Origin of the sequence: Micromonospora sp. MH33 (assembly GCF_003013775.1) — a bacterium.
In the GTDB taxonomy this organism is placed as follows: Bacteria; Actinomycetota; Actinomycetes; order Mycobacteriales; family Micromonosporaceae; genus Micromonospora; species Micromonospora fulviviridis.
Window position 1 is genome coordinate 1 of record NZ_MUYZ01000016.1, and the last position, 25,794, is coordinate 25,794.

The 25,794-nt window shown below is 73.5% G+C and carries 25 protein-coding genes; 19 read left to right on the forward strand and 6 right to left on the reverse strand.

Features of this window, described 5'->3' with window-relative positions:
- The first annotated feature begins 71 nt into the window (after positions 1–71).
- From B0E53_RS04965 to B0E53_RS04975, 3 genes are all read left to right on the forward strand, one after another.
- On the forward strand, positions 72–1,004 hold the full coding sequence (locus tag B0E53_RS04965; RefSeq protein WP_107074884.1) for a sulfotransferase: 933 nt from the start codon (positions 72–74) through the stop codon (positions 1,002–1,004).
- A 184-nt stretch (positions 1,005–1,188) separates the two neighbouring features.
- Entirely contained in the window at positions 1,189–2,196 is a 1,008-nt protein-coding gene (locus B0E53_RS04970; RefSeq protein WP_246835248.1) for a glycosyl hydrolase, read from the forward strand.
- Positions 2,197–2,383: 187 nt separating this feature from the next.
- Positions 2,384–5,458 (forward strand): malectin domain-containing carbohydrate-binding protein, encoded by a 3,075-nt coding sequence (locus tag B0E53_RS04975; RefSeq protein WP_107074886.1) that lies wholly within the window; start codon positions 2,384–2,386, stop codon positions 5,456–5,458.
- 69 nt (positions 5,459–5,527) lie between these two features.
- Here the strand turns inward: B0E53_RS04975 and B0E53_RS04980 are convergent, their stop codons facing one another.
- Positions 5,528–5,920 (reverse strand): CBS domain-containing protein, encoded by a 393-nt coding sequence (locus tag B0E53_RS04980; protein ID WP_107074887.1) that lies wholly within the window; start codon positions 5,918–5,920, stop codon positions 5,528–5,530.
- Between the two features lie 112 nt (positions 5,921–6,032).
- Between B0E53_RS04980 and B0E53_RS04985 the strand changes: the two genes are divergently transcribed.
- From B0E53_RS04985 to B0E53_RS05005, 5 genes are all read left to right on the forward strand, one after another.
- On the forward strand, positions 6,033–6,482 hold the full coding sequence (locus B0E53_RS04985; RefSeq protein WP_168215225.1) for an NUDIX domain-containing protein: 450 nt from the start codon (positions 6,033–6,035) through the stop codon (positions 6,480–6,482).
- Positions 6,479–7,288, forward strand: a complete 810-nt coding sequence (locus B0E53_RS04990; protein WP_246835249.1) for a hypothetical protein — start codon at positions 6,479–6,481, stop codon at positions 7,286–7,288. Before B0E53_RS04985 ends, B0E53_RS04990 begins: the two co-directional genes overlap by 4 nt.
- Before the next feature lie 70 nt (positions 7,289–7,358).
- Positions 7,359–8,090 (forward strand): phosphocholine cytidylyltransferase family protein, encoded by a 732-nt coding sequence (locus B0E53_RS04995; protein WP_107074888.1) that lies wholly within the window; start codon positions 7,359–7,361, stop codon positions 8,088–8,090.
- Positions 8,078–9,145, forward strand: coding sequence for an iron-containing alcohol dehydrogenase family protein (locus B0E53_RS05000; RefSeq protein ID WP_107074889.1), 1,068 nt, complete (start codon positions 8,078–8,080; stop codon positions 9,143–9,145). The genes B0E53_RS04995 and B0E53_RS05000 overlap by 13 nt, the downstream gene beginning before the upstream one ends.
- Positions 9,120–9,845 (forward strand): CDP-alcohol phosphatidyltransferase family protein, encoded by a 726-nt coding sequence (locus B0E53_RS05005; RefSeq protein ID WP_107074890.1) that lies wholly within the window; start codon positions 9,120–9,122, stop codon positions 9,843–9,845. The genes B0E53_RS05000 and B0E53_RS05005 overlap by 26 nt, the downstream gene beginning before the upstream one ends.
- Before the next feature lie 19 nt (positions 9,846–9,864).
- Here B0E53_RS05005 and B0E53_RS05010 read toward each other — a convergent pair whose 3' ends face one another.
- Positions 9,865–11,127: a glycosyltransferase family 4 protein gene (locus B0E53_RS05010; RefSeq protein WP_107074891.1), complete on the reverse strand. Its 1,263-nt coding sequence runs from the start codon at positions 11,125–11,127 to the stop codon at positions 9,865–9,867.
- A 24-nt stretch (positions 11,128–11,151) separates the two neighbouring features.
- Here B0E53_RS05010 and B0E53_RS05015 point away from each other — a divergent pair, with 24 nt between their 5' ends.
- The 6 genes from B0E53_RS05015 to B0E53_RS05040 all read left to right on the forward strand — a co-directional run bounded on the left by B0E53_RS05015 (position 11,152) and on the right by B0E53_RS05040 (position 17,873).
- Positions 11,152–12,012, forward strand: coding sequence for a DNA-formamidopyrimidine glycosylase family protein (locus tag B0E53_RS05015; protein ID WP_107074892.1), 861 nt, complete (start codon positions 11,152–11,154; stop codon positions 12,010–12,012).
- A gap of 324 nt (positions 12,013–12,336) precedes the next feature.
- On the forward strand, positions 12,337–13,845 hold the full coding sequence (locus B0E53_RS05020; RefSeq protein ID WP_107074893.1) for a sugar transferase: 1,509 nt from the start codon (positions 12,337–12,339) through the stop codon (positions 13,843–13,845).
- A gap of 36 nt (positions 13,846–13,881) precedes the next feature.
- Positions 13,882–15,084 (forward strand): ROK family transcriptional regulator, encoded by a 1,203-nt coding sequence (locus B0E53_RS05025; protein ID WP_107074894.1) that lies wholly within the window; start codon positions 13,882–13,884, stop codon positions 15,082–15,084.
- Between the two features lie 58 nt (positions 15,085–15,142).
- The gene (locus tag B0E53_RS05030; RefSeq protein ID WP_107074895.1) at positions 15,143–16,366 is read left to right on the forward strand and encodes a histidine kinase; all 1,224 of its coding nucleotides are present in this window, start codon (positions 15,143–15,145) and stop codon (positions 16,364–16,366) included.
- Positions 16,363–17,127: a LytTR family DNA-binding domain-containing protein gene (locus tag B0E53_RS05035; protein ID WP_107074896.1), complete on the forward strand. Its 765-nt coding sequence runs from the start codon at positions 16,363–16,365 to the stop codon at positions 17,125–17,127. Before B0E53_RS05030 ends, B0E53_RS05035 begins: the two co-directional genes overlap by 4 nt.
- 83 nt (positions 17,128–17,210) lie before the next feature.
- Entirely contained in the window at positions 17,211–17,873 is a 663-nt protein-coding gene (locus B0E53_RS05040; RefSeq protein ID WP_107074897.1) for a DUF5701 family protein, read from the forward strand.
- A 48-nt stretch (positions 17,874–17,921) separates the two neighbouring features.
- On the opposite strand, the gene B0E53_RS05045 is transcribed toward B0E53_RS05040, so the two are convergent.
- The 3 genes from B0E53_RS05045 to B0E53_RS05055 are packed head-to-tail and all read right to left on the reverse strand — an operon-like array spanning position 17,922 to position 20,257.
- Positions 17,922–19,142, reverse strand: a complete 1,221-nt coding sequence (locus tag B0E53_RS05045; RefSeq protein ID WP_107074898.1) for a hypothetical protein — start codon at positions 19,140–19,142, stop codon at positions 17,922–17,924.
- Positions 19,129–19,647, reverse strand: a complete 519-nt coding sequence (locus B0E53_RS05050) for a sigma-70 family RNA polymerase sigma factor (RefSeq protein ID WP_210405928.1) — start codon at positions 19,645–19,647, stop codon at positions 19,129–19,131. The genes B0E53_RS05045 and B0E53_RS05050 overlap by 14 nt, the downstream gene beginning before the upstream one ends.
- A gap of 28 nt (positions 19,648–19,675) precedes the next feature.
- Positions 19,676–20,257 (reverse strand): Uma2 family endonuclease, encoded by a 582-nt coding sequence (locus B0E53_RS05055; protein WP_168215226.1) that lies wholly within the window; start codon positions 20,255–20,257, stop codon positions 19,676–19,678.
- Positions 20,258–20,426: 169 nt separating this feature from the next.
- Between B0E53_RS05055 and B0E53_RS05060 the strand changes: the two genes are divergently transcribed.
- From B0E53_RS05060 to B0E53_RS05080, 5 genes are all read left to right on the forward strand, one after another.
- Positions 20,427–20,870 (forward strand): hypothetical protein, encoded by a 444-nt coding sequence (locus B0E53_RS05060; protein WP_107074901.1) that lies wholly within the window; start codon positions 20,427–20,429, stop codon positions 20,868–20,870.
- Positions 20,870–22,510: a cation acetate symporter gene (locus B0E53_RS05065; RefSeq protein WP_107074902.1), complete on the forward strand. Its 1,641-nt coding sequence runs from the start codon at positions 20,870–20,872 to the stop codon at positions 22,508–22,510. The genes B0E53_RS05060 and B0E53_RS05065 overlap by 1 nt, the downstream gene beginning before the upstream one ends.
- 84 nt (positions 22,511–22,594) lie before the next feature.
- The gene (locus B0E53_RS05070) at positions 22,595–23,359 is read left to right on the forward strand and encodes an ABC transporter ATP-binding protein (protein WP_107074903.1); all 765 of its coding nucleotides are present in this window, start codon (positions 22,595–22,597) and stop codon (positions 23,357–23,359) included.
- The gene (locus B0E53_RS05075; RefSeq protein WP_107074904.1) at positions 23,344–25,041 is read left to right on the forward strand and encodes an ABC transporter permease; all 1,698 of its coding nucleotides are present in this window, start codon (positions 23,344–23,346) and stop codon (positions 25,039–25,041) included. The genes B0E53_RS05070 and B0E53_RS05075 overlap by 16 nt, the downstream gene beginning before the upstream one ends.
- Positions 25,041–25,529, forward strand: coding sequence for an SRPBCC family protein (locus B0E53_RS05080; RefSeq protein ID WP_107074905.1), 489 nt, complete (start codon positions 25,041–25,043; stop codon positions 25,527–25,529). Before B0E53_RS05075 ends, B0E53_RS05080 begins: the two co-directional genes overlap by 1 nt.
- 5 nt (positions 25,530–25,534) lie before the next feature.
- Here B0E53_RS05080 and B0E53_RS05085 read toward each other — a convergent pair whose 3' ends face one another.
- Positions 25,535–25,792 (reverse strand): hypothetical protein, encoded by a 258-nt coding sequence (locus B0E53_RS05085; protein WP_107074906.1) that lies wholly within the window; start codon positions 25,790–25,792, stop codon positions 25,535–25,537.
- Between the last annotated feature and the right edge of the window lie 2 nt (positions 25,793–25,794).

Sequence of the window (25,794 nt, forward strand, 5' to 3'; positions counted from 1 at the left end):
GGGCCGGAACCGCACCGGCGCGAACCCGGCCGCCCAGTCCTGACCCGTTCCTGCGTACCGATGGGACCCCGATGACCAGCAGCACGCCCCTCGCCCCGCACTCCGGCCTGTCGACCGTGAAGGCCGCGAAGCTCGCCGCCGTCGGCCTGCTGGCGGACCGGAAGGAACGCCGGGACCTGGAGCGGCCGGTGGAGGCCGCCAACCGCAAGCTCAGCCTGAAGGTCGAGCGGCCGATCTTCATCCTCGGCGCGCCCCGCTCCGGCACCACGTTCCTGGGCAGCTGCGTGGGCGCGCTGCCGGACGTGTCGTACCACTTCGAGCCCCGGCTGACCAAGGCGGTGGCCCGCTGCGTGTACGAGGGGAGCTGGACCCCGCAGCGGGCGGCCCGCTACTTCCGCGGCTACTACGGGGCGCTGCTCGCCGCCTCCGGTCACGGCGGGCTGCGGTTCGCCGAGAAGGACCCGGAGAACTGCTTCATCGTGCCCTTCCTGACCGAGGTCTTCCCGGACGCGGTCTTCCTGCACGTCTACCGGGACGGCCGGGACGTGGCGGTGTCGCACGCCGAGCAGCCGTGGCTGAACGCCGCCTCGACGGGCACCGGCAGGAGCGGCCGCGGCGGCACGCCGTGGGGGGCCGCGCCCCGGTTCTGGGTGGAGCCGGAGCGGCGCGAGGAGTTCAGCCGGGTCTCCGACCTGCGCCGCTCGGCCTGGATGTGGCGCCGCTTCACCAGCAGCGCGCTGGCCCAGCTCGCCGGCCTGCCGGCGGAACGGGTCCGGCACCTCCGCTACGAGGACATCGTCAGCCGCCCGGCCGAGGCGGCCGAGGTGGTCGCCGACTTCCTGGCGGTCGGCGACCCGGCGGGCCGGGAGGCGCTGCACGCCCGGTTCGCCAAGGCCCGGCCGAACTCGGTCGGTCGCTGGCGGCAGCGACTGACCGAACAGGACCTCGCCGACGTGCTCGCCGAGGCGGGGCCGCTGCTCAGCGAACTCGGCTACACCGCGTGAGGTCCGTCGCACCGGTAGAGTGCCAGGGGTCGCCCGCCCGTCCCGGCGCGCCGCTCCGCTGACGCGGGGCCGCCGGGGCCGACGACCGTGGGGCCGGCGACCATCCTGGGGAGAGGTTGCGGTGGTACGACGGTTACGACGGACGATGGCGGCCGTGTTCGCCCTGGCCTGTCTCGTTCCGGCGATGACGGCCTGTGACTTCGGCTCGACCGACCGGCCGGAGGGCGGGACGACGGCGGCGGCGCCCCCACCCACGGTGACGCCCCGGACCGCCCCGGTCCGGACCACCGGGCGCGGGCCGGACCTGCCGGACGAGGGCGCCTGGGTGGGCGCCTGGGTGAAGCCGCAGTTCCACAACGCCACCGGGCGGGCGGCCGCGTTCGATGACTTCAACCGCGCGGCCGGCGGCGAGCTGACCATCGCGCACATGTTCCACGAGTGGAACGAGGCCTTCCCGGGCGCCACCGAGCGGGCCTTCCAGTCCCAGGGGAAGCTCCAGATGATCTCCTGGCAGGGCACCGACACCCGGTCGACGGTCAGCGGCGTCTACGACTCGCTCATCCGCCAGCGGGCCGCGGACGTCAAGGAGTTCGGTGTTCCGGTGCTACTGCGCTACCGGTGGGAGATGGACCGGCCGAACCTGGCCGCCAGCATGCACTCCCCGGAGGACTACGTCGCGGCCTGGAAGCACGTCCGGGCCATCTTCACCGAGGCCGGCGTCACCAACGCGGCCTGGGTGTGGTGCCCGCACGCGGACGGCTTCGCCGAGCCCGAGCGGGACGCCGCCGCCTACTACCCGGGTGACGACCAGGTCGACTGGCTCTGCGCCGACGTCTACCCCGGCCCGGAGTGGAACAGCTTCACCGACCGGATGGACCACTTCATGGCCTTCGCGCAGAAGCACCCGCGGCCGGTGGTCATCGGCGAGTACGGGCTCACCCAGGAGGGCCGGCCCGGCCAGCGGGCCAACTGGATGCGCGAGGTCGGCCCGTACCTGAAGAAGCACCCGCAGATCAAGGCCGCCGTCTACTTCGCCGCCCGGCAGACCACGAAACCGTTGTACGACAGCACGTTCGGCAACGACCCGGAGAGCGCGGCGGTGTTCCGCGAGATGGCCACCGATCCGTACTTCAACCCTCCGCCGCCGGATCTCAGCGTGTCCTCGGCGCCACCCTCCGTGCCGAGTCGATGATCTTCCCTCGTCTTTTCGTGTGACCTGGGGCGTTTCCTCGGTCAAAAAGGCCGGTCCCGGGTGGACGGGCGACGGGCGGATGCGAGAAGGTGTTGCTCTCACGTCTGCGGTCGGCCGTGCGGCGCCCCACCTCGCACCGACACCGGCCATGACCGCAGCGCCTCCGACATTTCCCCCGGAGTAGCCTGTGGCTTCCTCGATCCTGAGACACCGCTCGGTGTCCGCCCTCGGCGTCGCCGTGCTCGGCATCGCCGCCTTGTTCACCCCCGTGCCCGCGCTCGCCGCGCCCGCGCCGGACCACACCACGATGGTCAGCGAGGTGCCGACGGACAAGACGCCGAACATCAACGACGGCAACGTCGTCGCCATCCATGACGCCGGCACCAAGGTGATCGTGGGTGGCTCGTTCACCAAGGCGCAGAACCGCGGCTCGTCGCCCGTCGAGGTCACCCGGAAGGGCGTGCTGGCCTTCGACAAGGCGACCGGCAAGCTCGACGAGGCCTTCGCCCCGGTGCTCGACGGCGAGGTCACGGCGATCATCGCCGGCCCGACGCCGGGTACCGTCTACCTGGCCGGCACCTTCAACCAGGTCAACGGCACCAACTTCAGGAAGCTCGCCCTGCTCAACGTCGCCGACGGCACGCCGGTCGCCGGCTTCAAGGGCCCGGCGTTCAACGGCACGGTGAGCGACATCGCCCTGGTCGACGGGCGACTCCTGGTCGGCGGCATCTTCTCCACGGTGACCGCGACGACCACCCGTAACGGGCTGGCGTCGCTGAACCCCACCACGGGCGCGGTGACCGACTACCTCACCGTGGCGCTGACCGAGAACCACAACTGGACCAGCACCAACGGCGGCGCCAAGGCCGGCGTCGGCGTGGAGAAGCTGACCGTCTCGCCGGACGGCAAGCACCTCGTGGTCATCGGCAACTTCAAGAAGGCCAACGGCGTCGTCCACGACCAGATCGTCCGGATCGACCTTGGCGACAGCGCCGCCACCATCGCCGACTGGAACACCGACCGCTACTCGGCGGCCTGCCGGTACATCTCGTTCGACTCGTACGTGCGGGACGTGCAGTTCTCCCCGGACAGCAAGTACTTCGTCGTGGTGACCACCGGCGCGGCGTACCCGGGGACGCTCTGCGACTCGGCGGCCCGCTGGGAGACCACCGCCAGCGGTGACGGCCAGCAGCCGACCTGGGTGAACTACAGCGGCGGCGACACCTTCCTCTCCACCGGGATCAGCGAGAAGGCCATCTACGTCGGCGGCCACTTCCGCTGGTCGAACAACCCGATCGGCCGGGACAAGGCGGGCCCCGGCGCGGTGCCGCGGGCCAGCATCGCGGCCCTCGACCCGGCCAGCGGCCTGCCGCTGTCCTGGAACCCGGGCCGCCACCCGCGCGGCTACGGCGTCACCGAGATGCTGGTGACCCCGGAGGGCCTCTGGCTGGGCAGCGACCAGGAGTACATCGGCAACTTCGACTACCAGCGGAAGCGGCTCGCCTTCTTCCCGCTGGACGGCGGCAACGCCCCGCACTCGACCAGCACGAAGGGCCTGCCGGGCGACGTCTACCAGGCCGGCCGCGCGGCGCAGACCGAGGTCCTCTACCGGGTCAACGCCGGTGGTCCGGCCATCCCGGCGACCGACGGCGGCCCGGACTGGGCCGGCGACACGGCCACCGAGCCGAGCCCGTACCACAACAGCGGCAGCAACGTGCAGCCGTACTCCACCAACGCGACGTTCGACGCGACGGTGCCGGCGAGCACCCCGGCGACGCTGTTCAACAGCGAGCGGTGGGACCAGGCGACCGCGCCGGACATGCAGTGGGACATCCCGGTCGCCGCGGGCACCCGGGTCGACGTGCGGCTCTACCTGGCCAACCGGTACGCGAAGACCGGCGTGGTCGGCGCCCGCAAGTTCGACGTCAGCATCGACGGCGTGCTCAAGCTGAACGACTTCGACCCGGTGGCCGCCGCCGGCGGCACGGACCGCGGCACCATGCGGTCCTTCTCCGTGGTCAGCGACGGCGTGGTCGACATCGACTTCGGCCGGGTCGTGGAGAACCCGCTCGTCCAGGGCATCGAGATCGTCAAGACCGCGCCGACGCCGGACGCGGCGGACGTCCTCTACCGGGTCAACGCCGGTGGCGACCAGCTGGCCGCCCCGAGCGGGCCGGCCTGGGCCGGCGACACCGTGGCGGCGCCGAGCCCCTACCACAACACCGGTAGCAACGTTCAGCCGTACACCACCAACGCCAAGCTCGACGCCACCGTGCCGGCCGGCACCCCGGTCGCGCTGTACAACAGCGAGCGCTGGGACCTGGCGACCGCTCCGGACATGCAGTGGGACTTCCCGGTCCCGGCGGGCACCCCGGTCCAGGTGCGGCTCTACCTGGCCAACCGCTACGCGAAGACCGGCGTGGTCGGCGCCCGCAAGTTCGACGTCAGCATCGACGGCGTGCTCAAGCTGAACGACTACGACCCGGTGGCCGGCGCGGGCGGCACGGACCGCGGCACCATGCGGGCCTTCGCGGTCACCAGCGACGGCAACATCGACATCGACTTCGGTCGGGTCGTGGAGAACCCGCTCGTGCAGGGCATCGAGATCGTCAAGCTCCCGCCGGTGCCGCCGACGACCACGCTGGACACCGTCACCAAGCGGTCGTACGACGGCGCGACCGCGGTGGGCAACGCCAGCTCGGTGGCCAACCCGGACAACACCAAGTGGTCCGCGGTCAAGGGCGCCTTCTGGGTCGGCGGTGACCTGTTCTACGGCGTCAACGGCGACCTCTACAAGCGCTCGTTCGACGGCACGACGTTCGGCACCCCGAAGAAGGTCGACCCGTACCACGACGCCAAGTGGGACCTCGTCGTCACCGGCTCGGCGCCGGAGGGCTCGACCTACGCGGGCATGACGGTCGACTTCTCCGCCGAGCTGCCGAACGTGACCGGCATGTTCTACACCGGCGGCCGCATCTACTACACGCTGGCCGGCCAGAGCACCCTGTTCTGGCGCGGGTTCGCGCCGGACACCGGCGTCGTCGGCGCCGAGCGGACCACGGTCACCGGCACCACGGCGTTCGCGGACGCGGGCGGCCTGTTCCTGGACGGCAGCACCCTCTACGTCGTCTCCCGGATCACCGGCAACCTCTCCTCGATGGCGTGGTCGGACGGCGCGCCGACCGGCTCCGCCACGGTGCGCAGCGGCCCGGGCGTCGACAACGTGGACTGGCGCGGCACGTCGGTCTTCGTCGGCCCCTGAGCCGAAGCGGTACGACACGACGATGGCCCGGCCGGTATCGGCCGGGCCATCGCCCTTTCCGTCGTCGGTTCAGACGCGGGGCGCCGCGTGCTCCCGCGCCCAGACCCGCATCAGGTCGCGTACCGAGATGACCCCGGCCACCTCGCGACCGTCGAGCACCACCAGGTGCCGGAAACCGCCCCGGGCCATCGCCGCGGCGGCCTCCTCCACCGTCCAGTCCGGGCCGGCGTAGACCACGTCCCAGGTCAGATGGGCTCCGGTGCGTTCGACGTCCGGGTCGAGCCCGGCCCCGATCGCGTTGAGGACGTCGCGTTCGGTCATGATCCCGACCCCCTCGGAGTCCGGGTCGATCACGACCGCCGACCCGACCCGCCGGGCCGACATCATCCGGGCCGCCTGGCGGAGCGTGTGCTCCGGGCCGACCACGAGAATCTCACTGGACATCGCTTCCCGTACCTGCATCACATCACCCCTGTGGGACGGCGGCCTCGGTACGGACATGGTGGGCCATCGATGCGGAACGGGACAAGACCGGGCATCGCCACGAACGGCGCGGGATCGCTACTGTCGTGAGGTGCCCACCGAGCCCCTCCGCTGCGCCGGCGCGCTGATCGTGGACGACGACGGCCGCATCTTCATCCAACGCCGGTCCCCCGAGCGGCGCCTCTTCCCCGACTGCTGGGACATCGTCGGCGGCCACCTCGAACCGGGCGAGGAGGTGGAGGACGCGCTGCGCCGGGAGGTCACCGAGGAGACCGGCTGGACCGTGTCGCACGTGCTCGGCCAGGTCGGCGAGTACCGGTACACCGGCGACGACGGGCTGACCCGGGTGGAGACCGACTTCCTGGTCCGGGTGGACGGCGACCTGAGCCGGCCGCGGCTGGAGGCGGGCAAGCACACCGAGTTCCGCTGGCTGGCGGAGCAGGACGTCGACCTGCTCGACGAGCACCGCGACGTCAACGACGGGCTGATCCGGCGGATCGCCGAGAACGCGTTCGCCGCCCTGCGTTCGATCGGTCTGTGAGCGCGACCGTTCCGGGTCGCGGCGCGCCGCGGTCTCCGACGCACCGGGCCGCAGCGGGCGACGGGGTCGAGTTGCCGCCGCACCGGTTCGCGGGGCTGGTCGCCCCGGCCGTCGACCGGGCCTTCGTCGCCGGCATGCTCGCCGGCCGCGACGGCGGCGGCGCGGAGCTGAGTTCCCGGTACGGGGGACCCGCCGCCACCGGCTTCCTGGTGGAGTTCCGCACCCGGCTGGCCGTACCGGGCGGCACGGTGGACGCCGAGGGCTTCGCGGCGGTGACCCGCTACCGGGACCCGGCCGCCTGCCAGCGGGCGCTGGACAAGCAGGTCGCGTACGGGATGATCCAGCGCTTCCCGGGCGGCGGCTTCTGCGCCACCGAGCGTGGGCTCGCCTTCCTGGCCGAGCTGTTCGGCGTGCACGGCGAGGTGACCGAGGAACTCTGGGCGGGGCACGACGAGCGGGTGGCGCGGCTGGTCCCGGCGCTGGGCCGGGTGCTGGCGTACGCGGTCGCGGCGGCGGAGCCCGGCGCCTTCGCGACCATGGCCCCGCCGTACGAGCCGGACGGCACCCCGCCCGGGGTGCTGCTGCTCAACCGGCTGGGGACGCTGCGCTACCACCGCGCGGACGCGCACGCGGCCGCGTGGACGGCCGCGGGGCACACCGCGGCCAGCGTCGTCGAGCTGCCCGAAGGGCCGGAGCGGCTGGCGATCGAGCAGGAGACGGACCGCCGGGCGGCCGGCCCGTGGGCGGTGCTCGCCGCGGAGGAACGCCTGGAGCTGCTCGCCGACCTGGCCGCCCTACCGGGCTGAACCACGGCCGACGGCGGCGCGACGATATCCTCCCCCGGTGGAGCGGAGTCGAGAAGAGGATGGTGCCGGCATGATCGGGATGGTGCTCGCGGCCGGTGCGGGGCGCCGACTGCGCCCGTACACCGACACCCTGCCCAAGGCCCTGGTGCCGGTCGACGGGGAGACCACCATCCTCGACATCGCGCTGCGCAACCTCGCCGAGGTGGGGCTGACCGAGGTCGTGATCGTGGTCGGCTACGCGGCGGACGCGGTCCGGCAGCGGCAGGCCGCGCTGGAGGAGAAGTACGGCGTCACGATCACCCTCGTGCACAACGACAAGGCCGAGGAGTGGAACAACGCGTACTCGCTCTGGCTGGCCCGTGAGCACTTCTCCCGGGGCGTGCTGCTGGTCAACGGCGACACCGTGCACCCGGTGAGCGTGGAGAAGACCCTGCTGGCCGAGCGCGGCCCGGGCATCCTGCTGGCCATCGACAACATCAAGGCGCTGGCCGAGGAGGAGATGAAGACCACCTTCGACGCGGCCGGCCAGCTCACCCGGATCACCAAGCTGATGGACCCGGGCGAGGCGTACGGGGAGTACATCGGCGCGACGCTCATCGAGCCGCAGGTGGCCGACGCGCTCGCCGACGCCCTGGAGGCGACCTGGCGGCGCGACCCGAACCTCTACTACGAGGACGGCTACCAGGAGTTCGCCGATCGGGGCGGCGAGGTGCGGGCCGCCCCGATCGGCGACGTCTCCTGGGTCGAGGTCGACAACCACGCCGACCTGGCCCGGGCGCGGGAGATCGCGTGCCGCTACTAGCCCGGACGATCCTCACCCCGCTGCACATCGACGTGCGGCGTGGTGCGGTGGCCGACCTCGCCGCGATCCTGGTCGACGGGCGGATCTCCGCCGGGGGCGACGTGGCGGTGGTGGTCGGTCCCGGGCAGGGCGAGCAGATCGCGGAGCTGATCCGCCCCTCGTTGCGGTCGGCGGACCTGTTCACCGTGGCGGGCGGCACCCTGGACGCCGCCGACGACCTGGGCGCCAAGCTGCGCAACCGGTCGTACGACGCGGTGGTGGGCATCGGCGGGGGCAAGACCATCGACGTGGCGAAGTACGCGGCCACCCGGCGCGGGCTGCCCATGGTCACCGTGGCGACCGCGCTGGCCAACGACGGCATCGCCTCGCCGGTGGCCAGCCTCGTCACCGACGGGATCAAGGGCTCCTACGGCGTGCACATCCCGATCGCCGTGATCGTCGACCTGGACTTCGTCGAGGCGGGGCCCGAGCGGCACAACCGCGCCGGCATCGGCGACGTGGTGAGCAACATCAGCGCGCTGGCCGACTGGGAGCTGGCCCGGCAGGTCCGTGGGGAACCGGTGGACGGCCTGGCCGCCTCGCTGGCCCGGATGGGCGCCGAGGCGGTGCTCGCCCACCGGGGCGACATGAGCGACGACGCCTTCGTCACCGTGCTGGCCGAGGCGCTGATCTCCACCGGTCTCGCCATGGCCGTCTGCGGCACCAGCCGCCCGGCCAGCGGCGGCTGCCACGAGATCATGCATGCCGTCGACGCGCTCTACCCGGGCACCGCGTCGCACGGGGAGCTGGCCGGGCTCGGCGCGCTGTTCTGCACCTTCCTCCGCGGCGACGAGCGCCGGTTCGCGGAGATGTCGGCCTGCCTGGCCCGGCACGGCCTGCCCCGGCTCCCGGCCGACGTGGGCCTGAGCGACGAGCGGTTCGTCGAGGCGGTGCAGTTCGCGCCGGCCACCCGGCCGGACCGCTACACCATCCTCGAACACCTGGCGATGTCGCCTACCGAGACGCGGGAGCGGCTGGCAGACTACGCCGGTGCACTCCGCGACCACCTTGGCTGAGCCGTCCCGCCCCTCCGTCGCCGACTTCCACCGGGTCAACCGGGGCGGCGGCCTGTTCAGCGAGTCGATCAGCCAGTGGATCGGCGCGGTCTTCGCGCTGGCCGCCCAGCGCCTGGGGCTGCGCCCGACCGCGCTGACCATCACCAACCTGGTGCTCGGCCTGGCCGCCTCGGTCACCGTGGTCGCGCTCGCCCCGAAGGTCGCCGCCGGCTCCGTGCCGGCCTGGGCGGTCGGCCTGCTCGCTCTGGTCGCCTGGCAGATCGCGTACGCGCTGGACTGCGCGGACGGTCAGCTCGCCCGGGTCACCAAGCAGAACAACCCGGCGGGCGCCCGGGTCGACGTGCTCTGCGACGTGGCCGCCCAGATCGCCCTGGTCACCGCGCTGGGGGCGACCGCCGTGGCGCAGCGCCCCTCGACGCCCACCTGGCTGGTCGCGGTCTTCGCCGGCACCTGGATGGTCAACCTGGTCACCTCGGTGATGCAGGCCGGCCCGAACGCGGCCAGCATGGTCACCTCGACCTCGCTCCCGGTACGCCTCGCGAAGCTGGTCCGCGACTACGGCGCCGTGATCTTCCTGGCGGGCCTGGTCCTGACCTTCGCCCCCGCCCTGACCGTCTGGGTGGTCGTCGCCTTCACGATCGTCAACGGCGGCTTCCTCCTGGCCAGCATCGCCTTCTCCGCCCGCGCCTCGCTGCGCTGAGCCGCCCGGCGGGGCCGGATCAGCGGCGGCTGCCGGCGACGTCGGCGTAGATGTCGATGAGGCGCTTGGTCACCACGTCGGGGTGGAAGGTGCGCTCGTAGCGGGCGCGGGCCGCGGGGGCGAGCGTCGCCGCGCCGGCCCGGGCCACCGGGAGGGCGGCGGCCAGCGCCTCCGGGTCGGGTGCGACGACCCAGCCCGCCTCGCCGCGCTGCACCCCCCGCGGCAGGGAGACGTGCCCGTCGCCGGGTGCCGCGGTGGCCACCTCGGCCGGGCCGGTGCCGGCGGGCTCCCGGGGAGCGTCGGCGCCGACCAGGTACGGGATGCCGCCCAGCGCGGTGCCGAGCACCGGCCGGCCGCTGGCCAGCGCCTCGATGATCACGGTGGGCAGCACGTCGTGCCAGGTGGAGGTGGCCAGCACCACGGCGCTCCCGGCCAGCGCGGCGCGTACCCCGGGCCGGTCGAGCTGGCCCAGGTAGACCACGTCGGGCCGGTCGGCGGCGGCCGCCTCGGCCAGCGGTCGCAGCTCGCCGTCGCCGGCGATCCGCAGCGGGCCCAGCGAGCCCACCGGGTGCCGCCGCCACGCCGCCAGCAGCAGGTCGAGCCCCTTCTCCGGGCTCAGCCGGCCCATGAAGAGGAACCCGTCCCCGGGCGGCGCCGGGGTCCCCGGGTCGGGCACCGCGTTGGGCTTGACCACGATCCGCTCGTCCGGGATGCCGTAGTCGCGCAGGTGGTCGGCGACCGCCGTGGTGAGCGCGATGTACCGGTCCACCGACTTCCAGGTCGGGCGGTGCACGGCGAGCGTGGTGGCCATCAGCGCGCTCTGCGCCCGGGAGCCCCGGTAGCAGCGGTGCACGATAGCCGGCACACCCAGCGCCCGGCCCCGGCAGTCTTGGCAGATCACCCCGTCGCGGAAGTAGAGCCCGGAGGAGCAGACCTGGCGGTAGTTGTGCACGGTCTGGACGACCGGCACCCCACGCTTGTGCGCGGTCCGCACCACCCAGGGCGAGAGCAGCGGGTACGGGTTGTGCAGGTGCAGCACGTCCGGACGGTGCTCGGTGAGCAGGCGGTCCAGGTCGTGCTGGGCCTTCGGCGCCCAGATCGGCGAGATCGGCAGCAGCGCCTTGGCCGGCTTCGACATCGCCGGGATCTCGTCGGAGCTGCGCAGGAACGGCAGCACCTCCACCCCGGCCGCGGTGAGCTGGGCGATCTCCGCGTCGACGATGGTGTTCTCGCCGGAGGGCTGGGCTTCCCGGTACCGGTTGTGCGCCACCACGATTCTCACGGGAAAGAAGGCTACCGTTGTACGGTGCCTGAACTACCGGAGGTGGAAGCGCTCGCCGGCTACCTGCGCGAGCGGGCGGTCGGCCGGCGGGTCGAGCGGGTCGAGGTGGCCGCGATCAGCGCGCTGAAGACGTACGACCCGCCGCCGAGCGCGGTCGCGGGCCGGGCGGTCGTCGGTGCCGGCCGGTACGGGAAGTTCCTCGACGTCCGGTTCGACGAGGGCCTGCACCTGGTGGTCCACCTGGCCCGGGCGGGCTGGTTGCACTACCGGGAGGCGTTCCCCTCGGCCGCCCCGCTGCGCCCCGGCAAGGGCCCGATCGCCCTGCGGGTACGCCTCGACGACGGCTCCGGCTTCGACATGACCGAGGCGGGCACGCAGAAGAAGCTGGCCGCGTACCTGGTGACCGACCCGGCCCTGGTGCCCGGGGTGGGGAAGCTGGGCCCGGACGCCCTGGAGGCCGACCTGGCCACCTTCGGCGCCCAGCTCCGCAGCCGCCGGGGGCAGGTCAAGGGGGTGCTGACCGACCAGTCGGTGCTGGCCGGGATCGGCAACGCCTACTCCGACGAGATCCTGCACGCGGCGAAGCTCTCCCCGTTCGCGATCACCGACCGGCTGACCGACGACCAGCTCGCCACGCTGCACGCGGCGACCCGCGCGGTGCTCGGCGACGCGGTCCGGCGCTCGATGGGGCAGCGGGCGGCGGAGCTCAAGGGGGAGAAGCGCTCCGGGCTCAAGGTGCACGCCCGGAAGGGGCTGCCCTGCCCGGTCTGTGGCGACCTGGTGCGGGAGGTGTCGTTCGCCGATTCGAGCCTCCAGTACTGCCCCACCTGTCAGACCGGCGGCAAGCCGCTGGCTGACCGACGGTTGTCCCGCCTCGTACGGTGAGTAACCGCACTCCGCGATTACGGAGCGGAATCGCCCCGGGATCGTGGAAGGTCCCACTCCGCGCCTCTACCGGGGCCGCCATCCATCGGTATAGTGGCTCGGTCCCCGGCTTCACAACCGACTCGAAGCCGGCCAGATCTCCGCGAGCACCATCGGACGGCTTCTCCCTCGGGGACGGTCCGGCCCGGGCCCGCGTGGGAGACTGGGACGGTGGGCGACCCGGGTTCTCACGGCGAGTGAGGGCGCGCGTCATGCGGGAGGACACTGGTTGAGGTGACGACAAGCCTCCAGCGCCCGGTAACCAACACAGGCCGGAGCAAGAGCGTGCGGCACGTCGACAGCTTCGAGATCCAGCCGCCGACTCCGCCGTCGCACAACGGCGTACCCCGGTTGGCGTGGGCCCGTGCCCGGCGCCGGGTGTCCCGCTGGCATCGCCCCTACATCGCGATCCTCCTGCTGCTCGACTTCGGCGCGGCGGCGCTGGCCAGCTTCCTGGCCATCCAGATCTTCGAGCAGGCCGACTCGGGCTTCCGGCACGCGCCCCAGTCGTGGTTCTACACGGTCGCGTTCGTGCTGCTGCCGCTCGGCTGGCTGCTCATCCTGTGGGGCAACCGGGCCTACGACCGGCGCTACCTCGGCCTCGGGCCGGACGAGTTCAAGCGGGTGACCCGGGCCGGGGTGGCGGTCGCCGCCACCGTCTCCTTCATCGCCTTCGCGACGAAGACCTACTCGCTCTCCCGGTGGACGGTCGGCTTCGCCCTGCTCGGCGCGATGCTGCTGATCCTGCTGGTCCGGATGGTGGCCCGGCTGGCGCTGCACACCATCCGCCGCCGCATCGGCCACGCCGGGCACCGGATGGTGCTGGTCGGCACCCTGCCGGAGTGCCTGGAGGTCTACACCGCGGTCACCCGCAACCCGGGGGCCGGCCTGGTTCCGGTGGCCATCCACCTCACCGACGGGTACGCCGCCGCCCGCGGCATCGAGACCCCGGTGCCGGTCTACGCCGGCCGGGACGTGCTCGCCCTGGTGCGCGAGGTCGGCGGGGACACCATCGCCGTCTGCGGCTCGGCCAGCGCCGAGCCGGGCGAGCTGCGCCGGATGGCCTGGCAGCTGGAGGGCTCCGGCGTCGACCTGGTGGTCGCGCCCCAGCTCACCGACATCGCCGGCCCGCGGGTGCACATCCGCCCGATCGAGGGCCTGCCGCTGCTGCACGTCGAGGAGCCGACCCTGTCCGGGCCGGCGCTGCTGGCCAAGAGCCTGATGGACCGGGTCGCCGCCGGGCTGGGCCTGGTGCTGCTGGCCCCGCTCTTCGCCGCGATCGCGATCGCCATCCGGATCTCCGACCGGGGGCCGGTCTTCTTCCGGCAGCCCCGGGTCGGGCACGAGGGGCGGACCTTCCGGGTCTGGAAGTTCCGCACCATGTACGTCGACGCCGAGGAGCGGCTGGCCGGCCTGGTCGACCAGAACGAGACCGACGGCATGCTGTTCAAGATGAAGCAGGACCCCCGGGTCTTCCCGGTGGGCCGCTTCCTGCGCGCCTCCTCGCTGGACGAGCTGCCCCAGCTGATCAACGTGCTCTGGGGCGAGATGTCGCTGGTCGGCCCGCGCCCGCTCCCCGCCGACGACGGCGACTTCCTGGGCGACGTCCGGCGCCGGCTGCTGGTCCGTCCGGGCATGACGGGGCTGTGGCAGGTCTCCGGCCGCTCCGACCTCTCCTGGGACGAGGCGGTCCGGCTCGACCTCTACTACGTCGACAACTGGTCGCTGGCGTACGACCTGAGCATCCTGTGGCGGACCGTCGGGGTGGTGCTCGCCCGCAAGGGCGCGTACTAGGCGGAGCGCCCGGAGCGACCGACGCGGGAGGTCACGTTGCTCCAGGAGGAGATCCGCCGACGCAACCTCGGCACCCTGCTCCGGCACGTCCATCTCGACGGGTCGGTCTCCCGGGCGGCGCTGGCCGAGCGGATGGGCCTGAACCGCAGCACGATCATGGCCCTGACCCTGGAACTCACCGCCGCGGGGCTGGTCCGCGAGGAGGCGCCGACGGACACCGGCCGGACCGGCCGGCCGTCGCTGGTGGTGCGACCGGAGACCACCGGGGTGTACGTGCTGGCGTTCGACGTCGCCGTGGACTGGCTGACCGCCGCCCGCGTCGGGCTGGGCGGCGTCATCCTGGACCGCCGGTGGGCGGCCCGCCCCCGCGCCGGCGCCGACCTCGACCGGGTGGTCGAGGTTCTCGCCGGGTTCGGTCGCGAACTGCACGACGCGGCGCCGCCGGAGGCGGTGTGTGTCGGGGTCGGCGCGTCGTACTGCGGGATGATCCGGCCGGGCGACGGGATGGTCCGGTTCGGGCCGGACATGGGATGGGTGGACCAGGCGTTCGGTGCCGAGCTCGGCCACCGGCTGGGCCTGTCCCGGCCGGTGCCGGTGGGCAACGAGGCCCATCTCGGGGCGGTCGCCGAGCAGCAACGCGGCGCGGGCCTCGGCTTCCAGAACATGATCTACCTACATGGCGACGTCGGCGTGGGTGGCGGGATCATCGTCGGCGGCAAGCTGCTCGACGGTGACGGCGGCTACGCCTGCGAGCTGGGGCACATGGTGGTCAACCCGCATCACGGGCGGCCCTGCGGGTGCGGCTCCCACGGCTGCCTGGAGGCGGAGGTCGGCGAGCGGGCGCTGCTCGACGCCGCCGGGCGGCCGGCTGACCTGTTCGGCCGCGACGCCCTGCGGGACGTGGTGACCGACGCCGGCCGCGGCGACCCGGCAGCCCGCGAGGCGCTGCACCGCATCGGCGACTGGCTCGGAGTAGGCGTCGCGAATCTGATCAACCTCTTCAACCCGGGCATCGTGATCTTCGGCGGAATGCTGCGCGACGTGTACCCGGGCGCGACGGAACAGGTCCGTACCCGCATCGCCGACAACGTGCTGCCGGTGGCCAGGGAGCGGGTACGGCTGCGTACCTCGGCGCTCGGCGACGACGCCACCCTGGTCGGCGCCGCCGAGCTGGGCTTCTCGGAGCTGCTGGCGGATCCGCTGGGCGGTGTCGTCCCGGCGCTGCCACCCCGCCGCTAGGCGACCGGCGAACGACGCCGGGTTGGCGTAGCGGCCGGCACCGGCCAGGATCTGTGTCGTGGGTGGCAACCTCTCGGCCGCGTTCGGCGTCGTCTCGCTGGTCACCGCGCTGGCCGCGGCGCTCTGGGCGGTGCTGCGGCTGCGCGCCCGCCGGGGCATCGCCACGGCCACCCAGCGGGCCACGTACGAGGTGCTGCACACCGCCGGGCTCGCCGCCGAGCCGCTGCGGGGCGGCCTGAGCGCGGCGGGCGCGGCGAAGGCCGTACGCCATCTGCGGGCCCTGGTGGGCGCGGCCGGGCTGGCCCTGACGGACCGGGACGCCCTGCTCGCCCTCGACGGGCACGGCGCGCACCACGGCGACCAGCTGCTCGCGGCGGCCCGGAAGGCGGTCGGCACCGGACGCTCGACCGTGCTGCGCGAGTCGGAGCTGCACTGCGACCTGGTCGACTGCCCGGTCCGCGGCGCCGTGGTGGCCCCGCTGAGCGCCGACGGCCGGGTGCTCGGGGCGCTGGTGGCGGTGGCCGACGAGCAGCCGGCCCCGGGCCTCGTGCAGGCGACCCTGGAGACCGCGCACTGGGCCGGCGACCAGCTCGCCCTGGCCGAGCTGGACTCCTCCCGGGAGCGCCTGGCCCGGGCCGAGGTACGCGCACTGCGCGCCCAGATCAGCCCGCACTTCATCTACAACGCGCTGACCGCGATCGGCTCGTTCGTCCGGACCGACCCGGAGCGGGCCCGCGAGCTGATCCTGGAGTTCGCCGAGTTCACCCGCTACTCGTTCCGGGCGCACGGGGAGTTCACCACGCTCGCCGAGGAGCTGCGCTCGATCGACCGCTACCTGACCATCGAGCGGGCCCGCTTCGGCGAGCGGCTCCAGGTGCGCCTCCAGATCGCGCCGGAGGTGCTGCCGGTGACCCTGCCGTTCCTCTGCCTCCAGCCGTTGGTGGAGAACGCGGTCCGCCACGGGTTGTCCCGCAAGCCGGGCACCGGCATGGTGAGCATCGAGGCCCGGGACGCGGGCGCCGAGTGCCACATCACGGTGGAGGACGACGGGGTGGGGATGGATCCGACGACGTTGACCGCCGGCATCGCCGAGGTCTCCGGCGCCGGCAGCGACCCGGCCGACGACCCGGGCCAGCACGTCGGCCTCTCGAACGTCGACGAGCGGCTCCGGTCGGCCTTCGGGGACCGGTTCGGCCTGGTCGTCGAGACCGGCCTGGGCTCGGGTACGAAGGTCAGCATGCGGGTGCCGAAGTTCCACCCCGGGGTACGGGCGACGTCATGAACGCCGCGACCGGATTTCTCCGCGTGCTGGCGGTCGACGACGAGCCGCCGGCCCTGGACGAGTTGGCGTACCACCTGCGGGCCGATCCCCGGGTGGCCCGGCTGGACACCGCCGGCGACGCGACCGAGGCGCTGCGGGTGCTGCGCGACGGCGACGTGGACGTGGTCTTCCTGGACATCCGGATGCCCGGGCTGGACGGCATGGAGCTGGCCCGGGTGCTGCGCCGGTTCGCCCGGCCGCCGGCGATCGTCTTCGTCACCGCGTACGACGACGGCGCGGTGGACGCCTTCGACCTCGGCGCCACGGACTACGTGCGCAAGCCGGTCCGCGCCGAGCGGCTGGCCGAGTCGCTGCGCCGGGTGATCGGTGCGCGGGTGGTCCCGTCGCACCCGGCGGCGCTGGCCCGGGCCGAGGAGGACCCGACCATTCCGATCGAGCTGGCCGGCACCACCCGGATGCTGCCCCGCTCGGCGGTGCGCTGGGTGGAGGCGCAGGGCGACTACGCCCGGCTGCACACGTCGGACGGGTCGCACCTGGTCCGGGTCTCGCTGGCCACCCTGGCCGAGCGGTGGGCCGACGCGGGGTTCGTCCGGATCCACCGGTCCTACCTGGTGCAGCTCAAGCTGATCGCCGAGCTGCGGCTGGTCAACTCCGGCTACGTGGTGGTGATCGACGGGACCGAGCTGCCGGTGAGCCGCCGGCACACCCGGGAGCTGAAGGACAAGCTGGTCCGCGCGGCCAAGCAGGACTGGAACCGCTGATCCCAGAAATTCTTCCGCCGGTCGGGAATACGCGCCCGTTGTCGTACGCTGTACGGCAGGCCGTACGACAAAGTGGAGGCCCCATGCCCGACAGCCGCTACGACGCCGCGACCGAATTCGACCGTCAACTCGACCGCCTGGTGCAACTCGGCTACCCCGCCCTGGCCGGGCTGACCGAGGGCGCCTTCCGTGACCTGCTCACCCCGCTGCGCGGGGCGGCCGTCGCCGGGGCGGCCGACCTGGCCGCACCCACCGACGGCCGGGTGCCCTTCCTGCTGGTGACCACCCGCGAGCTGGTGCCCGTCCAGGAGCGGATCGCGCTGACCACGCTCGCCGGCAAGCGGAAACCCGGCATCCTCGACCGGAACTTCCCCGCCGACGACCTGCCGACGTTCGACCCGATCAAGGAGCTGGAGGTGCCGGCCGGGCCGGCGTACCTGCTCTTCGACGTCGACCGGGGCGAGGAGTACCGGAACCTGCCGCCCTCGACCGCGCTGGCGGAGATGACCGCCTGGGGCCGGCTGCCGATCACCATCGACGAGGGCCTCGCCTTCGTCACCCTGCACCCGCCGGCGCTGGCCAGCAACCGGTGCTTCTCGCTGGTCGGCTCCCGCTGCGGGGACAAGCGGGTCCCGGCGCTCTGGATCAGCCAGGGTGCCCCCAAGCTCGGCTGGTGCTGGTTCGGCAACCCGCACACCTGGCTCGGCTCGGCCACCGCCCACCCGGTGCGGACAGGGCTGGAGTGAGGTACGGCGTCGGCGCGGCCCCTCGGGGGTGCCGCGCCGACGCCCCGCTCAGTGCGGCAGCGGGAACCGGGTCCAGCCCATCCCATCGGCGGTCACCACCACGTGGTCCGGCGCGGCGTCCGACCGGTCGTCCCGCCCGTAGAGCCACGCCGCGCCCGGACCGGCACCGACGGCGCCCTCGAGGCGCCGGTACTCCCGGGCCACCGTGAAACGCCAGCCACTGTCGCGGCTGACCAGGAGCCGCCCGACGATCTCCGGATCGTCGTACCCCGACATCGGCACCAACAGCGCCCCGTCCCGCCCGAGGGCGAGGCCCGGGAGTTCCTGCGTCGCCGGCAGGTCGGTGCCGGTGTCCGCCCAGGTCTTCCCGCCGTCGGTGGTGCGCAGCAGTGTCGCCGGGCCGGTCGGCGTGGTCGACCCGGCCGGCGGTGCCGGTTCGATCAGCAGGTACGCCTCGCGGTCGTCCACCCCCACGACCGCCACCACGTTCGTGCGGACCTCTGGCCGCCAGGTGCTCCAGGTCGCACCGCGGTCGGCGCTGCGGGCGACGACCGTCGGCCGGTCGATCTCCCCCGGCCAGTAGGTCACCCAGACCGTCCCGTCCGCCGCCGGATAGATGCTGAAGGGCGGGTACGGCGACGGTGGCTTCCCGGTGAGCCGGTAGACCGTGGAACCGGCCACCGCCAGCGGCTCCCGGACCGCGCCGCAGCCCTGCTGGCAGAAGACCGGGCGGGCCTTCGCCGGGAACGCCGCCACCGGCACGATGGCCCGGTCCGCGTCCCGCCAGGTGCGGCCGGCATCGGTGGAGAGGCGCGACCCGCCCTCCTCGCGGACGAGGTAGACGTCCTCGGCGAGCACGGAGTACTCCAGGTCCGCAGGGCTGTCGTCGGACTGGCAGGTGCCGGGCCGGTAGTGGGCCTCGTCCCAGTCGGACCAGTTCCGGCCGCCGTCGTCGGAGTGCGCGAACCAGACCGCGCAGCGGGACCGGACCACGGCGACCCCGGAGTCCGGGCCGGTCAGCACGAACTCGCCAGCCCGCGTGGGCCGGGCCGGCGGCTGGTCCGGGCCGCCCCAGCCGGTACCGCCGGAACGGGCGGCCAGGGGCACCGCCCCCAGGCCGGCCAGGGCCACCAGTACGGTCACCGCCAGCACCGCCGACCGCTGCCGACGGCGGGACCGGGCCGCCGCCCGCAGGTCGGCCAGGGGCGGCTGTCGTATCGCCTCGGCCACGGTGTCGACGTCGAAGCCGGCGAACTCACGATCGGACATCGATCCTCCCGATGCTGGTCTCGGCGGTGTCGGAATCGGCGAGCAGGGCCGCCAGCGCCTGCCGGCCACGGGAGAGCCGGGACTTGACCGTGCCGGGGGAGACACCCAGCGTCACCGCGACCTCGTCCACCGGCAGGTCGACCAGGTAGTGCAGCGCCAGCGCCTGCCGCTGCCCCTCGGGCAGCCCGCGCAGCGCGGCGAGCAGGGCCAGATGCTCGGGCGACCGGTCGGCCACGGTGGGCGGTGGACCGATCCGCCGCAACAGGGTGTCCAGCACGCGGCGCCGCCGGTGTCGGCTCCGGGCGACGTTCACCGCTACCCGACGCAGCCATGCCTCCGGGTTGTCCAGGCCGGCGAGACGCCGGGGCGCGGTCAGCGCGCGGGTGAACGCCTCCTGGACCGCCTCCTGCGCCTCGCTCAGATCACCGGTCACCGCGTACAACTGAACGACCAGCCGGCGGAAACAGCCGGCGTACAGCTCGGAGATCAGCTCGCCGTCGGACACCGTCACCTCCCCTCTCCACCTGTTCCACTCACCAGGCGGGCGGAAGGTTCCGGGGAACGCTCAGAAGATGTCGCCGACGGGCAGCGCCAGTGGGGAAGGGCTCGTCGCTCCGGAGGACGTCGGTCACGGTGAGCACGGCGGCCTCGCGGTAGGCCCCGCCGACCTGCTCCAGCACGGTCAGGGTCTGCATGCGCGGCTCGACCAGCCAGTAGCGGGGGATGCCGGCCACCCCGTACTCGTGCCGCTTGAGGACCAGGTCACGGCCCGCGTTGCCGGGCGAGACCACCTCGACCACGAGGAGGACGTCGGCCGGGGCCAGCGCGGGCCCACCCCGGTCGAGGGCGTCCTCCCGGGCCACGAAGAGATCCGGGACGAAGTACGACGAGCGCTTCGCGCTGACCCCGATGCCCTGCCCCACGAGCAGGCCGGGTGGCGCCTGCCGGTCGAGGAGGCGGCGGAGGCGGTTGGTGATCGCGCCGCGGAAGACGTCCGCGTGGGGGGACACGAGCAGGCTCCCGTCGAAGATCTCGTAGTCCTGGCCGTCCTCCGGAAGATCCTGGAGGTCGTCCAGCGTCCAGGCGCCGCCGTCGGGACGAGCTGGGCTGGTCACCGTCACACCTCCTCTCTACCGGCTCACCCTGACATCCCGCTCCGTCGTCCACAACGAGGTGGCCGTCATCCACCGGGTTGTCCACAGGAGTGAAGCGTTATCCACAAGTTGTGCACAGGGCCGTCCCGGCGCTCTTGACATTCCCGCTGATCAGGCGAGACTGCCGAGGATGACCGGAGCGGAGGAGCGGGACGTTCCGGGGCGGCCCGCGCAGGCGGCTCCGGTGCCCGTCCCGCGCGCCCCGCAGCCGGCCCGGACCCGGGTCGTGCTGGCCGAGGTCTCCCGGCCAACCAGCCGCGCCGACCGCACCCGCTCCGAGCTGACCCAGCAGACCCGGGTCGGCGAGACGCTGGTGCGGGGCCTGATGCGGGCCCAGCTCTCGCTCGCCCTCCGGCTGAGCCTGCTGGTGCTGATCGGGCTGGGCGGCCTGCCGTGGCTCTTCGCCATCGCGCCCTCGGTCGGCCGGGTCACCCTGCTGGGCGTCAACCTGCCCTGGCTGCTGCTCGGGGTGGTCGCCTTCCCGTTCCTGATCGGGGTCGGCTGGGCGTACGTGCGGCTCGCGGAACGGAACGAGCAGGACTTCACCGACCTGGTCCAGCGGCCGGAGCGCTGATGGCCAACGACTACGTGGTCCCCGCGATCGTGGCGGTCACCCTGGTCACCGTCGGCATCGGCTTCTACGGGCTGCGGCTGGCCCGAACCACCTCCGACTTCCTGGTCGCCTCCCGGGCGATCAGCCCGACCTGGAACGCCGCCGCCATCGGCGGGGAGTACCTGTCGGCGGCGAGCTTCCTGGGCGTGGCCGGGCTGATCCTCAAGTACGGCGTCGACGTGCTCTGGTACCCGGTCGGCTTCGCCGCCGGCTACCTGGCGCTGCTGCTCTTCGTGGCCGCCCCGCTGCGCCGCTCCGGCGCGTTCACCCTGCCCGACTTCTGCGAGGTGCGGCTCGGCTCGCGGCGGCTGCGGAAGCTGGCCACCGTCTTCGTGATCTTCATCGGCTGGCTCTACCTGGTGCCGCAGCTCCAGGGGGCCGGGCTGACCCTGGCCACGGTGGCCGGCTCGCCCTACCCGGTGGGAGCGCTGCTGGTCGCCGTGGTGGTGACCGCCAACGTGGCGCTGGGCGGGATGCGGGCGATCACCTTCGTGCAGGCCTTCCAGTACTGGTTGAAGCTCACCGCGCTCGCCGTACCCGCGATCTTCCTGGCGTTGCAGTGGCAGGCCGACGCCCGCCCGGCGGTGACCCCGCCCGACGGGCCGATGTTCCGGACCGCGACCACCGTGGTGGTCGAGCACCGCGCGACGCTCACCCTGCCCGACGGCGACATCCGGGAGGTACGCCCCGGCGACCGTCTCGACTTCGCCGCCGGCGACCCGGTGCCCGAGGTCTCCGGCACGGCCACCGCCGCCACCGACTGGCTGCTGCCGGACACCGCCGGCGACGACGACCGGGGCCTGTTCGGGACGTACTCGCTGATCCTGGCCACCTTCCTCGGCACCATGGGCCTGCCGCACGTGCTGGTGCGCTTCTACACCAACCCCGACGGCGCCGCCGCCCGGCGGACCACGCTGGTGGTGCTGGCCCTGGTCGGCGTCTTCTACCTGCTGCCCACGATCTACGGCGTGCTGGGCCGGATCTACACGCCGCAGTTGCTCGTCACCGGCCAGACCGACGCGGTGGTGGTGCTGCTGCCCGGGGCGACGCTGGGCGACGGCATCACCGGCCGGCTGCTCGCCGCGCTGGTCGCCGCGGGGGCGTTCGCGGCCTTCCTCTCCACCTCGTCCGGCCTGCTCACCAGCGTGGCGGGGGTGATCTCCACGGACGTCCTCGGCCGCGGCTCGGTACGCGGCTTCCGGCTGGCCACGGTGATCGCCGGTGGGGTGCCGGCGGTGCTCGCGCTCAACGTCTCCGGGCTGGACGTCTCCCAGGTGGTCGGGCTGGCCTTCGCGGTGGCCGCGTCGAGCTTCTGCCCGCTGCTGGTCCTCGGCATCTGGTGGCGCGGCCTGACCGACCTGGGCGCCGCCGCGGGGGTGCTGGCCGGCGGCGGCGCCGCGATCGGCGCGGTGCTGCTCACCGTGCTCGGCCCGCCGCTGTCCGGCTGGCCGGCCACGCTCACCACCCAGCCGGCCGCGTGGACGGTGCCGCTGGCGTTCACCGTGATGGTGGCGGTGTCCATGGCCACCCGGCGGCGGCTGCCCCGGGACGTCGGCGTCACGATGCTCCGCCTGCACACCCCGGAGACGCTGCGCCTGTAGCTGCTGGCGTCCGGCTCAGGTAGGACGAGAAGATCATCCTCCGGCGGGAGCGATCGCTGGTCGGCGCGGGCTACGGTCGTGGGCATGACCGATCAGCACCCGGCGCTGTCCCTCCGTGGCCTGGCCAAGCGGTTCGACACCAAGGTGGCGGTCGCCGGCGTCGACCTCGACGTGCCGACCGGCTCGTTCTACGGGCTGCTCGGCCCGAACGGGGCCGGCAAGACGACCACCCTCTCCATGGCCGTCGGCCTGCTGCGGCCCGACGCCGGCCAGGCCCGGGTCCTCGGGCACGACGTCTGGGCCGACCCGGTGCACGCCAAGGGGCTGCTCGGCGTGATGCCCGACGGGGTACGCCTCTTCGACCGGCTCAGCGGGGCGGAACTGCTGGCGTACCAGGGTCTGCTGCGCGGCATGGACCCGGCGGTGGTCGACCAGCGGGCGGCGGAGCTGCTCGACGTGCTGGCGCTCACCGACGCCGGCCGCACCCTGGTGGTCGACTACTCGGCCGGCATGAAGAAGAAGATCGGCCTGGCCTGCGCGCTGCTGCACGGCCCCCGGCTGCTGGTGCTGGACGAGCCGTTCGAGGCCGTCGACCCGGTGTCCGCGGCGCTGATCCGGGACATCCTGCACCGCTACGTCGTGGGCGGCGGCACGGTGATCTTCTCCAGCCACGTCATGGAGGTCGTCGAACGGCTCTGCTCGCACGTGGCGATCCTGGCCGACGGCCGGATCAAGAGGGTCGGCACGCTCACCGAGGTGCGCGGCGACCGGTCGCTGGAGGAGGTCTTCGTCGAGGTGGTCGGCGGGCGTACGGCGACGGGCGAGGAACTGTCGTGGCTGTCCCGGTGACCGCGGCCGAGCCGCCGGCCCGGGCCGTCTCGCCCCGGCACTTCGTCCGCCTCAAGCTGCGGGTGCTTCGCAACAACTTCCGCGGCCAGGCGTGGCGGATCGCGCTGTTCGTGGGCGGTGTGCTGTTCGGGCTCTGGTTCGCCGCCGGGGGCTTCTTCCTGTTCGCCGCGCCCGGCCTGGCCGGTGAGTCCCGGTACGCGCTGATGACCGCCGCGTTCGGCGGCGGCCTGCTGACCCTCGGCTGGCTGCTGCTGCCGCTGGTCTTCTTCGGTGTGGACGAGACCCTGGACCCGGCCCGGTTCGCGCTGCTCCCGCTCTCCCGCCGCACCCTGGTCACCGGGCTGTTCGCGGCCGCCCTGGTCAGCGTCCCGGTGCTGGCGACGCTGGTGACGGCCGCCGGGCTGGTGCTCACCGCCGGCGCGCTGGGCGGCTGGTTCGCCGCGCTGGTCGCGGTGCTCGGGGTGCTCCTCGGCCTGCTGCTCTGCGTGGCCGGCGCCCGCGCGGTGACCAGCGCCTTCGCCACCATGCTCCGCTCCCGCCGGGTACGCGACCTGGCCGCCGTGCTGCTCGCGGTGCTCGCCGCGCTGCTCGGCCCGTTGCAGTTGCTGGTGCTCGGCGCGGTTCAGCAGGCCGACTGGGACCGGTTGACCGGGGTGGCCCGGGTGGTGGGCTGGACCCCGTTCGGGGCGCCCTGGACGGCCGGCGTCGACGTGGCCGAGGGCCGGTCCTGGGCCGCCGTGCTGAAGCTGCTGATCACCGTGGCGGCGATCGGCGTACTCCTGTTCTGGTGGTCGCGGTCGCTGGAATCGGCGATGGTGGGCGCGGCGAGCGCCGGGCCGGCCCGGGACCGGCGCGGCGCTGCGGCCGGCGGCGCGGTCGGGCAGCTCTTCCCCCGGGCGGTCGGCTGGGCGCGGCGGGACCGGTTCGGCGCGCTGGTCGCCCGGGAGTGCCGCTACTGGTGGCGGGACGCCCGGCGGCGGGCCAACCTGATCACCGTGGCGGTGGTCGGCATCTTCGTGCCACTGATGGTCAACCTGGGCGGCTCCCGGTTCGCCACCGAGGGCGGGGCCGCGTTCGGTCAGGCCACGGCCGATGCGTCTCCGGTGGTGGTCAGCCTCTCGATGCTCTTCGTCGGGGTGCTCGCCTCGGTGACCCTGGCCAACCAGTTCGGCTTCGACGGCAGCGCGTACGCGGCCAACGTGGTGGCGGGCGTGCCGGGGCGGGTGGAGCTGCGGGCCCGGATGGCCGCGTTCTCGCTCTACGTGGTGCCGATCCTCGGCACCGTCGCCGTGGTGCTGGCCGTCCTGCTCGGGCGACCCGGCTGGCTGGGCCTGATGGCCGGCGGGCTGTTCGCCGCGTACGGCTGCGGGCTGGCGATCAACGCGGCGGTCTCGGTGCTCGGCGGCTACGCGCTGCCGGAGACCAGCAACCCGTTCGCCATGAACACCGGCGCCGGGATGGCGAAGGGCCTGTACGCCCTGGTGTCGATGGTGGCCTCGGCGGTGGCGGGGGTGCCCGTGGTGGTGGCCGCCGCGCTGCTCGGCGACGTCTGGCTCTGGCTGGCCCTGCCGGTCGGCCTGGCGTACGGGCTGGGCGCGGCGCTGCTCGGCGCGTACCTGGCCGGCGACGTGCTGGACCACCGGCAGCCGGAGCTGCTGGCCGCCGTCACCCCGAGGCGCTGATGCCGGTCGTCGAGGCGGTGACCACCGTTCCGGTCCCCCCGGAGCTGGCCTTCGCCGTGTCGCAGACCGTGGCGCCGGTCCGCTACCGCTGGGACCCGTTCGTCCGCGAGCAGCACTTCGTCGACGGGGCGACCCGCCCCGGCCGGGGCGTGCGCACCTTCACCCGGTCCCGGCACGGCCTCGTCATGGTCAGCGAGTACATCTCCTGGGCCCCGCCGACAAACGTGGGCATGAAGATGGTCCGCGGGCCCTGGTTCTTCGAGCGGTTCGGCGGCGGCTGGCGGTTCGCCCCGGGCCCGGAGCCCGGGACGACACTGGCCACCTGGCGGTACAACTTCCGGTGCTGGCCGGCGTTCCTGCGCCCGGTCGCCGAGCGGCTCGGGGTCTGGCTGCTGCGCCGGGACATCCGCCGCCGGATCGCCGGGTACGCCGCCGGCTGCGCCGACCCGGAGGTGCTGGCCGCCGCCCGCCGCTCCCTCGCCGAATAGCCGGTTCAGGCCGAGCGGCGCATGGCCGCGTAGAGATGGTGGCCGTCACCGACGCTGGTCACGTTGACCAGCTCCCAGCCGTAGTTCGACAGGTGCTCGACCGCCTCCATGAGCGGCCGGAACCCGCTGCGTCCCCAGGAATGCTTGGCGGTGACCACGAGGTGCCGGTGCGGGTAGGCGCGCAGGTCGACCTGGCCGCCGAGAATGGCGTCCGCGCTGACGACGCGCTCCTGGGCGAGCTGCTGCGGTGAGACGAGAGACATGC